The organism is Hymenobacter sp. (assembly GCF_036387835.1).
Taxonomy (GTDB): domain Bacteria; phylum Bacteroidota; class Bacteroidia; order Cytophagales; family Hymenobacteraceae; genus Hymenobacter.
The window spans coordinates 1-10,783 of record NZ_DASVSY010000028.1; the positions used below are offsets into that span (position 1 = coordinate 1).

General features: G+C 56.2%; 9 protein-coding genes. 7 read left to right on the forward strand and 2 right to left on the reverse strand.

The annotated features are described in order from the left end of the window. Window positions 1-92 precede the first annotated feature (92 nt). Window positions 93-419 carry a hypothetical protein gene (locus VF639_RS05785; RefSeq protein ID WP_331144938.1) on the reverse strand — a complete coding sequence of 109 codons (327 nt, stop codon included), beginning with the start codon at window positions 417-419 and terminating at the stop codon, window positions 93-95. A 264-nt stretch (window positions 420-683) separates the two neighbouring features. Between VF639_RS05785 and VF639_RS05790 the strand changes: the two genes are divergently transcribed. From VF639_RS05790 to VF639_RS05820, 7 genes are all read left to right on the forward strand, one after another. Continuing rightward, window positions 684-1,244 (forward strand): glycosyl-4,4'-diaponeurosporenoate acyltransferase CrtO family protein, encoded by a 561-nt coding sequence (locus VF639_RS05790; protein WP_331144939.1) that lies wholly within the window; start codon window positions 684-686, stop codon window positions 1,242-1,244. A 136-nt stretch (window positions 1,245-1,380) separates the two neighbouring features. Further along, window positions 1,381-2,433: a methyltransferase domain-containing protein gene (locus VF639_RS05795; protein WP_331144940.1), complete on the forward strand. Its 1,053-nt coding sequence runs from the start codon at window positions 1,381-1,383 to the stop codon at window positions 2,431-2,433. A gap of 383 nt (window positions 2,434-2,816) precedes the next feature. Further along, window positions 2,817-4,163 (forward strand): TPM domain-containing protein, encoded by a 1,347-nt coding sequence (locus VF639_RS05800; RefSeq protein ID WP_331144941.1) that lies wholly within the window; start codon window positions 2,817-2,819, stop codon window positions 4,161-4,163. A 584-nt stretch (window positions 4,164-4,747) separates the two neighbouring features. Continuing rightward, window positions 4,748-6,571 carry a cellulase family glycosylhydrolase gene (locus tag VF639_RS05805; RefSeq protein WP_331144942.1) on the forward strand — a complete coding sequence of 608 codons (1,824 nt, stop codon included), beginning with the start codon at window positions 4,748-4,750 and terminating at the stop codon, window positions 6,569-6,571. A 237-nt stretch (window positions 6,572-6,808) separates the two neighbouring features. Beyond that, entirely contained in the window at window positions 6,809-7,504 is a 696-nt protein-coding gene (locus VF639_RS05810; RefSeq protein WP_331144943.1) for a haloacid dehalogenase type II, read from the forward strand. 184 nt (window positions 7,505-7,688) lie between these two features. Beyond that, window positions 7,689-8,327 carry an Hsp20/alpha crystallin family protein gene (locus VF639_RS05815; RefSeq protein ID WP_331144944.1) on the forward strand — a complete coding sequence of 213 codons (639 nt, stop codon included), beginning with the start codon at window positions 7,689-7,691 and terminating at the stop codon, window positions 8,325-8,327. Window positions 8,328-8,587: 260 nt separating this feature from the next. Continuing rightward, complete coding sequence (locus VF639_RS05820) at window positions 8,588-9,124, forward strand: GNAT family N-acetyltransferase (protein WP_331144945.1); 537 nt, start codon at window positions 8,588-8,590, stop codon at window positions 9,122-9,124. 72 nt (window positions 9,125-9,196) lie between these two features. Here the strand turns inward: VF639_RS05820 and aspA are convergent, their stop codons facing one another. Continuing rightward, window positions 9,197-10,603, reverse strand: a complete 1,407-nt coding sequence (gene aspA / locus VF639_RS05825; RefSeq protein ID WP_331144946.1) for an aspartate ammonia-lyase — start codon at window positions 10,601-10,603, stop codon at window positions 9,197-9,199. Window positions 10,604-10,783: the final 180 nt, after the last annotated feature.

Below are 10,783 nucleotides of genomic sequence, written 5' to 3' on the forward strand. Positions count from 1 at the left end.
CTAGCGGCCACCTCCTTGTGGGCAAAAAGTACAGTGCATTCGTCTATGCGGTTGCGCACAGGGTATGAGCAGTAAGGTGCTTGACCAGAAACCTACGGCCGCTTCCGCGGCGAGCGGGCCGGCGTGGACGCAGGACGCTTAGCCGGCTGCACCTGCCCCGAATCGACGGGGCCGGCGGTTACGTCGCCGCGCGGAATAGCGGGCAGCGGCAGCACGCCATTGGGGCGCACTTGCGTGGGTGCGGGTACGGGTTCGGCCTGGCCCTGGTTTACGCCAGCGGGCAGCGTTACGCCGGGCACCGGGCTTATCCGCTCACCTACATTGCGCTGCGTAGGCGTAGCGGTTGCGGCGTTTTGCGCCTGCGCGGTGTTAGCCGTCAGGCCGAGCACTAGCACCGAAAGAAAAAAGGAACGAGACATAAGACGAAGAGCAACAGGGTGGAAAACAGAGGCCTATTGTCGCGCTCAGCCGGTAGAGCATGGCGCCAGAAGTAGGCGCCGGGGCGTGGCAGTATCCTTTGACGATTTTACGGATTACGGCCGGTCGTGTTCAGCTTGCCGCCAGTAGGGCTGTTATTTTATCGTTTAACTTTCCAAAAGCCTCTATTCTCGCTGTGGGTGTCGTTGCTCTTGAAGCCTTATATTAGCTGAGGCTACCTGAACCTGGTTTCCTCTGCCCGCCTTATGCCCCCGATCAGAAAGCAAGCTGCCGTTCCTTCCCCGGCTCTGCTGGCCTTCTACAACGCAGTGCCAAATGTGTTTTGGTCGGTACTAAGCTTCACGCCTCTTTGCGTGTTCTGCTACCAGCATATAGCCCGCCCGTGGATTTACGGATTCTTGGCGGTAAGCCTGCTGGCATATGCAGTGCCGGCCTCGTCGTTTCGGTATTGGCAGCTGAGTGCCACCCTTACCGCCTACCGTAAGCTAGGCGTGCCCCTGGCCAACCACCTCGCCCAGCACGGCGACTTGGTTAACAAGCTGGTCCGGCGTCAATATCCGCAGTACCGCCACGTACGTACTCATACTTCGGTGGCCGCGCTGGTGCGTACCACCTACCACCAAGAGCGGTTTCACGTGGCGATGTTCCTGTTTTTTCTGTTGAGTGCCATCTATGCTGCCATCTACCGTTACTGGGGATGGATGCTGCTACTTACGCTGCTCAACACGGTCTATAACCTGTACCCGATCTGGCTGCAACAATACATTCGGGTGCGGCTAACTTCCCGATCTTCTAACTTCAACTGACGGCATCCGATCAAGCAGGCTGTGCTAGCGTTTGCAGCCACCACCCAAATTCACTACTTGCTACCCGTGCGCCAGCACTTCCAAACCCCTGCTCAATCTATTGGTTGTGTTTCTTTAAGCTTCTCTGACTATTTATATGCAAACTTCCGACACCCACGCCCAAGTACAGGATTACTACGGTTCGCAGCTAGCCACCAACCAGGACCTGCTCACCAATGCCTGCTGCACCGACGATATTCCGCTGGCTCACCGCCGTATTCTGGCCCAGCTAGCCCCTGAGGTTCTCGAGAAATACTACGGCTGCGGCGTGTGCGTGCCCGAGGCCATAGCCGGCTGCACCGTGCTGGACCTGGGCAGCGGCTCGGGCCGCGACGCGTTTCTGCTTTCCAAGCTGGTCGGCGAATCGGGCCGCGTAATTGGGGTGGACATGACCGAAGAGCAGCTCGACGTGGCCCGCCGCCACATCGGGTTTCACACCGAGCAGTTCAACTACGCGCAACCCAACGTGGAATTCCGCCATGGCTACATCGAAGACTTGCACACGGCCGGCCTGCCCGACAACAGCGTGGACTTGGTGGTCAGCAACTGCGTGCTCAACCTCAGCACCGATAAAGAAGCCACCTACCGCGAAATATTCCGGGTGCTCAAGCCTGGGGGCGAGCTGTTTATTGCCGACGTGTTTGCCGACCGCCGGGTGCCCGAGGTTTTGCGCCAAGACCCGGTACTGTACGGCGAGTGCCTGAGCGGCGCCCTTTACACCGAAGATTTTCGCCGGCTGCTCATGCGCCTGGGCGTGCCAGACTATCGGCTTTTCGCCAGCCGCCGCCTTACCATCAACAACCCCGAAATCGAGGCGAAAGTCGGCAACATCGGGTTCTACTCGTTCACCGTGCGCGCCTTTAAGCTCGACCTGGAAGACCGGTGCGAAGACTACGGCCAGGTAGCCACCTACTTAGGTACCGTGCCCGGCCAGCCCCATCAGTTTGTGCTCGACGACCACCATACGTTTGAAACCGGGCGGCCCATGCTGGTATGCGGCAATACAGCCGCTATGGTCGGGGAAACGCGCTATGCCCCTTACTTCCAGGTGGTAGGCAACAAGAACCGCCACTTCGGCTTGTTCGACTGCGGCCCGGCACCGGCCACGGCTTCCGCCTCGGGCGAAGCAGCAGCGGGGTGCGGCTGTTAACAACTCAACTTAAAAGCTATCCGGGTAGCAGAAATACGCGGCCTCGCATTCCCACGCCCTACGTTCAGGCGAAGAGCCAATGCAAATAAATTAGTTGTACTGGCCGCCGCTGCCTGACTGTTGCCGCCTGCTTAGGAACAACTGCGCTTGGCAGGTGGGGCGCGGGATGCTGTTGCAACCAGGCCACAACGGCGGCCTCGCAGGAACGGAGGTACACGAGGGAAGCAATGCCAAGCTCCGGAGCGGCCACCATGCTGTTTAAGCCGCCGGAAAAGACCGCACTTAGCCGATTACCAGCAATTGGATAGCTGTTAGCGGATTGATGCCGTAAAAGACGGGTGCTCCTGCTTATCAGGTATTCGTCTTACTACACCTTTCGCGTCATGCATCGTCTCTTGTTTCTGCTGCTGCTATTTGCAACAACCGAGTTGAGCTTGCCAACCAGCGTAGCCGCTCAATCAACCACCCAGGCCAACGAAGGACTGCCTGCCCGGCCTTCTCCTTTCCGCTTCGTGACCGACGAGGCCAAGCTATTAAGTCCAGCCGATGCCAAGAAACTGGAAAGCGGCCTGCGTAGCTATGCCGACAATACCGGCACTCAAATAGTAGTGGTGACAGTGCCTACCTTGAACGGGCGCACCGTAGCCGACTACGGCCGGGCTTTGGGCGAAGCCTGGGGCGTGGGCCAGCGCGAGAAAAACAACGGGATCGTGCTGCTGCTCTCGGGGCAGGAGCGCAAAGTCACGATTCAGCCCGGCTCGGGACTGCGAAGCGTGATTACTCCCGAGTTAACCGCCCGCGTCATCAACGAGCAAATGACGCCGAGCTTCAAGCAAGGCAACTATTTTGCGGGACTGCGCACCGGCCTGAATACGCTGATGCTGGCAGCCAATCCTGAATCGAATCCAAACAAAAACAAGCCTGCTACGGCCTCGGGAGGTGCGGCAGGCGCAGCTAGTAACGGAACTGCTGGCAGTGGCTCCGCTTTAAACACCGGAGACCTGGCAGCAACCGACAACACGCCGGCCACTGAGCCCTTTACCCCGCAGTCCACTGTACCAGCACCCCAATCATCGGGGTTGGGCATTGGAACCTTGGCCATTGGCGCCCTGCTGATTGGCGGGGTGATATGGGGCCTAATACGGCTATTCCGGCGTCGGACGTCAGCCGCGGCGGCTCCCGGCGCAACTCCCGGCGGCGCGCCTGACTTCTACGGCAATCAGCCTGCTGGTCCGGCGGGCAACTACAACCGGGGCGGAGTACCTCCGCAGCAACAGGGTCCCGACTTCTATGGTAACCGGGGCAACATGGGCGGCAATTATGGCGGTGGTATGGGTGGCGGTGTAGGAAGCGGCATGGGTGGCATCTTGGCCACAGGTGCTGCCGCCGCCGCTGGCGCATACCTAGGCAACCGCATGGCCTCGGGTGGCCACGATGGGTCGGGCAACGGACTGATGGGCCACGACGACAATCCTTCGTCTCTTGACCCGGGTGCTGCGGGCATGGCGGGGGCCGGAGGTGTAGGTTCAGCCGATGATTTTCAGGCTCTTGGTGGCGCTGGCACTACCGACTCTGCTCCCGATTACTTCTCGCAGGATGATTCGTCTTCCGACGGCTCCTCCCCTGACTACTTCTCTTCCGACGACAATTCTTCCTACGATGATACGTCGTCGGATGACACGGGCGGCGGTGGCTTCGACGGCAACGACGACAACAGTGGCTCGTGGTAACCTCCTGCATTCATGCTAGAACAGCCGCCCCACGGGGCGGCTGTTTTGTTTATAGGCGTACTCATCAGCAGCTACTCGCACAACCAGCGCTAACGCTGGGCCTACCACAAGACGTACGGGTACAAACCTGCCTCATGTGCTTAAACTTCTGGAACATGACTGGCTACGGGGCGCAAAATCAAGCCATTAGCAAGACAGGAATATTCTTGGAAAATTGCTTCTCGCTACCTAAGCATCCATGTAGATACAACTAATTTATTTGAAGGCTATTACAGCCGTTTTGTTGCCCGCGGCAAATACTGTTGCCACTAGTTAGACATGAAATATGAATAGCAATAAAGTGCTAGCACCCAAATTCTGTACAGTATAAAACCAAAAACATCCAGTCTTTGCAGTTATAAGACGAGGACATAAAGTGAAAGTCCAGCGCGGAAATAGCACTGGGAAGAAGCTGCTTCAGTAGGATGCCGGCAGTCATGCCAAAGCTTCATTTCAGGTCTGCTGCTTCTACCTATCCTCTTACTCTATCGTATGAAACAGTACCGTTTACCCACAATAATTTCCACAACCAACTTCCAATCAGTATGATAAACTTCTCTAAAGTCCCACCTCTTTGGCTCGAGCAGGCTGTTACGCCAGAGCAGCCTACTCCTCTCACTACTTCATCATCTGCGCCAAATTCAAAAACTCTACTTTCATCGTTTTCCTCGGTTGGGAAGTATGCACTAGGCATATTCTTAGCTCTTTTCCTACTATGTGCAAACGTTTGCCAAAGTCAAGCGCAAACGATTGTTGAGCGTTACGGCCAGCTACGGGTACAGGGCAACCGTATTGTAGACAAGAATGGAACGGCTGTACAGCTTCGGGGTATGTCGCTGTACTGGAGCCAGTGGGTGCCGAAGTTCTACAACTACAACGCCGTTAAATGGCTGCGCGACGACTGGAAGGTAACCGTAGTGCGCGCCGCTATGGCCGTAGACAACGGCGGCTATGCCAGTAATCCGGCAGCCGAGCAAGCCAAGGTCTTCACCGTAATTGACGCAGCCATCAGCCTTGGTATTTACGTCATCGTAGACTTCCACGTGCACGATGCCGCAGCTTATCGTACGCAGGCCCAGACCTTCTTCCGGGCCGTGGCGCAGAAGTACGGCAACAGCCCTAATATTCTGTATGAAACCTGGAACGAGCCACTGGACGTTTCGTGGTCGGGCGTTATTAAGCCTTATCACCAAACGCTGGTAAGCACCATCCGCCAGTACGATCCGGACAATATCATCATCCTGGGCACGGGCTTTTACTCGCAGCGGGTAGATGAAGCAGCAGCCAACCCGGTGAGCGGCAGCAACCTAGCCTACACGCTCCACTTCTACGCCAACACCCACAAGCAGTCCTTGCGCGACCAGGCACAATCGGCCCTGAACCGGGGCGCTGCCTTGTTTGTAACCGAATATGGTACCACCGATGCCAGCGGCAAAGGCACCGTGAACGAAGCTGAAACCCGTACCTGGTGGTCGTTCCTGGACCAAAATAAAATCAGCCACGCCAACTGGTCGGTGGCTGATATTCCGGAGTCGTCGGCGGCTCTGATTGAGGGTGCCAGTGCCAATGGGGGCTGGCCTACCAGCCAAATCAAGCAGTCGGGCCTGTTGGTGCGCGGCGAGTTAATTGCGAAGTATCCGGGGGGTGGCACCACTACCACGCCGCCCGCTACGACTACCATCAGCAATGGCCGTTACCGCATCGTAGCCCGGCACAGCGGTAAGGTACTTGGTGTAGCAGGCGGGTCCACCGCCGACGGCGCCGACATTACGCAGTACACCAACTCGGGTTCTACCAATCAGCAGTGGGATGTGGTGTCGTTGGGCAGCGGGGCCTACAGCCTCCGGGCCGCGCACAGCGGCAAATCCATGGATCTGTCGGGTTACTCCACCGTTGACGGCGGCGACATCAACCAGTACACGTATTCGGGAGCCAACAACCAGCGCTGGCGCATCGAAAGTGTAGGCAGCGGCTACTACCACATTATATCGGTGCACAGCAACAAGTGCATCGACGTAGCGGGCGCCTCCACCGCCGATGGTGCACCCATCAACCAGTGGACTTGCGGCACGGGTACCAACCAGAGCTTCCAGTTTGTGCTAGCCAGTTCCGCCCGAATAGCCAGCACCGACCAAGCCTACGAAGAGCAGAGCTTATCGGTGTATCCTAACCCTTCTACTAGCTCGTTCACTGTTAGCGAGGCGGGTGCCTTCACCTACCAAATCACCAATGGTTGGGGCAAGGTGCTGGAAAAAGGCAAGGGTACCAACCAAGCCTCCATTGGCCGTAACCTGCCAGCCGGCTTGTACGTGCTGCGCCTCGACGGCCCAAGCGGCACCAAAACCATCAAGATTTCTAAAGGCAACTAGCCGTGCTTGACTGGTAGTAAGCAAGAAGCCCTGAAGACAACTTCAGGGCTTCTTTGTGCTTTGAAGCTTTATTATTGCTTTAACGAAACGGGCCCTTGCAAGCCCAAGGCTCTTAATTTAAAGAAGAGTTACCACCCAAAACCAAGAAAGATTTCGAGCACGGCTACCACTTAAGCACCTGATGTGCGTATGAGCCACGAATGTATTCTGCTCTTCCTCCTTCCACTTCCCACCTTCATGCAAGCACCCTTATCCGTTCGTCCGTTGCAGCCTAAGGTTATTTTTTTCGATGTCAATGAGACCTTGCTGGATATGAGCAAGCTGAAGCGGGCCGTTAGCAAGGCCTTTGGCAGCAAATTCGCCTTTCAGCAGTGGTTTGGCCTTTTGCTTCAATACTCACTGGTTGATACGGTAACGGGTGCTTACCATCCGTTTAGCGACATCGCCGAAGCCGCCCTCGACATGACGGCCGCCAAGCTGGAAGAGAAGCCGCTCAAGCCCGCCAAAAAGCGTGAGATAGTGCAGCTGCTAACCGAGCTACCCGCGCACAAAGACGTTCCGAAAGGCCTGGCCATGCTGCTGGACGTAGGCATCCGGCTGGTAGCCTTCACCAATTCCACCCGTCCGGTGCTCGACGAGCAGCTGCGTTATGCTGGCATCATCCACTACTTCGAGCAGGGTTTAAGCATCGACATTGGTCACCGCTACAAGCCGCACCTCGATACGTACACAGCCGCGGTTCAAACGGCGGGGGTTGAGCCCACGGAAGCCGCCCTGATTGCCGCCCACGGCTGGGACGTAGCTGGCGCCTTGCATGCCGGGCTGGCGGCTGGCTTCATTGCCCGGCCCGGCCAGGAACTGTATCCGCTGGCGCCGCCGCCTACCTATCAGGGCAAAACGTTGGTGGAAGTTGCCAAGCAGATCATGGGGTAAAACCTCCTGCTTTCAGTGGCCGGAAGCTGGTCGGGGCAGGCTCTAAACGCTGGGGCCGGAGCAGCCAGATGCCTGCGCAAAAAAACCTGCCTGGCACCGTAAAAAAGCTTGTTTTTCAGTGAAACCTCCGTTTTTTCGGATCGTATAGAGCATCGTTGTTTGTTTCACTTAAACTTTCAACGTCATGTCTATTCAAAAATTTCAAGATTCTTTCTCTGACATGGCATCGTCGAACTTCAGCACGATGCTCGACCGGTTCTTCAACGATTCGCTGGCCTCGCGGGGACGCCTAAACAGCTTTTCGCCCCACGTTGATGCCTACGAAACCGAGAAGAGTTATGAAATAGAAGCCGCTTTGCCAGGCATGAAGCGCGAAGACATCAAGGTGGATTTTCACCAGGGTCGCCTGACTATTGCCGGCGAAAGGCAGTTCCGCAACGAGCAAAACCAGCGCCGCTACCACGTAGTAGAAAGTTCGTTTGGCTCGTTCCAACGCTCGTTCCAGCTCCCCGATACGGTGGACGCCAGCCGCATTGAGGCAGCTTTCGAGGACGGCATACTGCGCGTGACCGTGCCGAAAGACGAGCAGAAAACTATGCGCCACCAGATTCAAATCCGGGGTGGCCAGAGCACTGCCGCCAGCAACGGCAACAACACCAATAACGGACAACTTTCAGAGCGTGTAGGCCAGCAAGCCACCGATGTAGCTGTGCATCAGTCTGGCAACGGGCAGAGCAGCAACGGCGCACGCAAGAAAAACAACACGTTGGAGCACGTTGCTGAAATGAACGGCCGACCTCAGAGCTCGGGTGTTGGCTCGTAAGCTTTTACGCTGTCTTTCAGCGGGTTTCCTACAAAAGCCTTTCCGCAAGCGGAAAGGCTTTTGCTTTTTATAGAAACTGTTTAGATCATGCCTATCAACTAACTCGGGTGTTGTAGTACTCCTGGCATAAGCAGTAATACGGCCAGAGAAACAATTTCTTGATCTGCCTATTGCCCTTCACCAAGGCTATTGTTGATGCCACTTGTTACTTTAGCTCGTCCGGAGCCAGCTACAGTTTCCTCCGGCTCCCTTGCTCGTTCATGCTCAGCCAATCTGTACTCCAAGTCCCGATCCTGGAAACCACTCGCCTGCTCTTACGCGGCTACAAGCCCTCCGACTTCGGCGACTACCTAACCATGTGGTCCGACCCCAAGGTGTACCGCTACTTAAGCCCACGACCCATGCTGGAAGAAGAGGTGTGGGGTACGCTGCTCCGTAGCGTCGGCCACTGGACGCTGATGGGCTACGGATTTTGGGTGGTAGAAGAAAAAGCTACTGGCCGCTTCATAGGGGTAGTAGGCTTTGCCGACCCCAAGCGCAATATCATACCAGCCAGCAACGGCGCGCCCGAAATTGGTTGGGTACTAGCATCTGCCGCGCACGGTCAAGGCTACGCCAGCGAAGCCGTAGAAGCGGCCATTGCCTGGGCTGACGTTTACTTTGGCCCCATTCGTACGGTATGCATCATTCATCCTAAAAACGAGGCTTCTCTGCGAGTAGCCCGCAAATTTGGCTATCAGGAGTACCACCGCACCACCTACCACGACCAACCTACCGTGATGCTGGAACGGGTGTAGTAGATGGTGAAATTGTGAAAGGTGAAATTGTGTCTCCTTCCTTCACAATTTCACCTTTCACAACTTCACCACCTACTGAATGAAGTGCGGCCGGATCAAATTCTCGAAGGTGAATATTTCGTCCCACTTGGCTTGGGAAAGCAGCTGGCGCTCGGTTACAGCTATATCGTACACGTTTTTGCCAGTGCGCAGGGCTTCCTTGGCAATTTCAGCAGAGGTTTCGTAGCCTAACACAGGATTTAGCTGCGTCACGATACCGATGCTGTTGCGAACCAACTTTTCGGCATGCTGGGCGTTGGCCGTGATGCCAACAACGCATTTTTCGCGCAGGGTATGGCAGGCTCGGGTTAGGTAGGAGATGCTGGTAAATAAGGCAAACGAAATAACCGGCTCCATCACATTTAGCTGCAACTGTCCGGCTTCGGCGGCCATAGTCACGGTCAGGTCGGCCCCGATGACGTAGAAAGCCGTTTGGTTGACTACTTCCGGCACCACTGGGTTCACCTTGCCGGGCATAATGCTGGAGCCCGGCTGCAACGGCGGCAGGTTGATTTCAAACAAGCCCGCCCGCGGCCCCGATGAGAGCAGCCGCAGGTCGTTGCAGATTTTGGAAAGCTTCACGGCCGTGCGCTTCAGCACGCCCGACAGCTGCACGTACGCGCCGCTATCGTAGGTGGCTTCTATTAAGTCGCCCGCCAGCACCAAGTCCAGCCCCGTGATGTCGCGCAGGTATCCGGTTACTTTTTCGCCGTAGCCGGCGGGGGCATTGACTCGGGTACCGATGGCCGTGGCACCCATATTGATTTCACTGATCAGATTACGGCTATCCTGGATGCGCAGCAGTTCCTCCCGCAGGTTGGTGGCGAAGGCTTTAAATTCGTCGCCCATGCTCATCGGCACCGCATCCTGCAGTTGGGTGCGGCCCATTTTCAGGACGTTTCGAAACTCCTCCCCTTTTCGAGCAAACGCATCGGCTAGCTCGCCCAAGGCTTGGCTGTAGCTTTCGAGTTTGTTGTTGAGAGCAATCCGAAAGGCCGTGGGATAGGCGTCGTTGGTGGATTGTGAGCAGTTAACGTGGTTGTTGGGGTGGCAGAATTCGTACTGCCCTTTGGGTTTGTCCATTAGCTCCAAGGCAACGTTGGCAATTACCTCGTTGGCGTTCATGTTCACGGAAGTACCGGCGCCGCCCTGAATCATGTCGGTTAGGAACTGGTCGTCTAGCTCGCCGGCAATAACCCGGTCGCAAGCCCGGACGATACAATTAGCAATAGCTGGGTCGAGCACTCCCATATCACGATTAGCAAGGGCCGCAGCCTTTTTCACGTAGCCGAGTGCCTGCACAAACAAAGGCTCCGACTTTAGCGGAATACCCGTAATATTGAAATTTTCCAGCGCCCGCAGGGTTTGGATGCCGTAATACACATCGACCGGGATGGCCCGTTCACCTAGAAAGTCGTGTTCAAGTCGGGAAGTAAGCATAGGTGGGAATGTGGGGGTGGAGCCTCTTCTACGCAAACTGTAGAGCTAGGATGAATTAACTAAACACAAACTAGCTGCAGTGTAGCCGTTACTAGCTGCTACAGCTACCAAAGCTTTTTACTGGCTTCTAAAGCGCAAAACCGGCCGGCGAAACCAAGCATTACTGCTTGGTTTCGCCGG

What these genes read in the sequence shown, in the direction of transcription:
- VF639_RS05785 (WP_331144938.1), bottom strand. Translation starts at nt 419, where the DNA reads ATGTCTCGTTCCTTTTTTCTTTCGGTGCTAGTGCTCGGCCTGACGGCT.
- VF639_RS05790 (WP_331144939.1), top strand. Translation starts at nt 684, where the DNA reads ATGCCCCCGATCAGAAAGCAAGCTGCCGTTCCTTCCCCGGCTCTGCTG.
- VF639_RS05795 (WP_331144940.1), top strand. Translation starts at nt 1,381, where the DNA reads ATGCAAACTTCCGACACCCACGCCCAAGTACAGGATTACTACGGTTCG.
- VF639_RS05800 (WP_331144941.1), top strand. Translation starts at nt 2,817, where the DNA reads ATGCATCGTCTCTTGTTTCTGCTGCTGCTATTTGCAACAACCGAGTTG.
- VF639_RS05805 (WP_331144942.1), top strand. Translation starts at nt 4,748, where the DNA reads ATGATAAACTTCTCTAAAGTCCCACCTCTTTGGCTCGAGCAGGCTGTT.
- VF639_RS05810 (WP_331144943.1), top strand. Translation starts at nt 6,809, where the DNA reads ATGCAAGCACCCTTATCCGTTCGTCCGTTGCAGCCTAAGGTTATTTTT.
- VF639_RS05815 (WP_331144944.1), top strand. Translation starts at nt 7,689, where the DNA reads ATGTCTATTCAAAAATTTCAAGATTCTTTCTCTGACATGGCATCGTCG.
- VF639_RS05820 (WP_331144945.1), top strand. Translation starts at nt 8,588, where the DNA reads ATGCTCAGCCAATCTGTACTCCAAGTCCCGATCCTGGAAACCACTCGC.
- aspA (WP_331144946.1), bottom strand. Translation starts at nt 10,603, where the DNA reads ATGCTTACTTCCCGACTTGAACACGACTTTCTAGGTGAACGGGCCATC.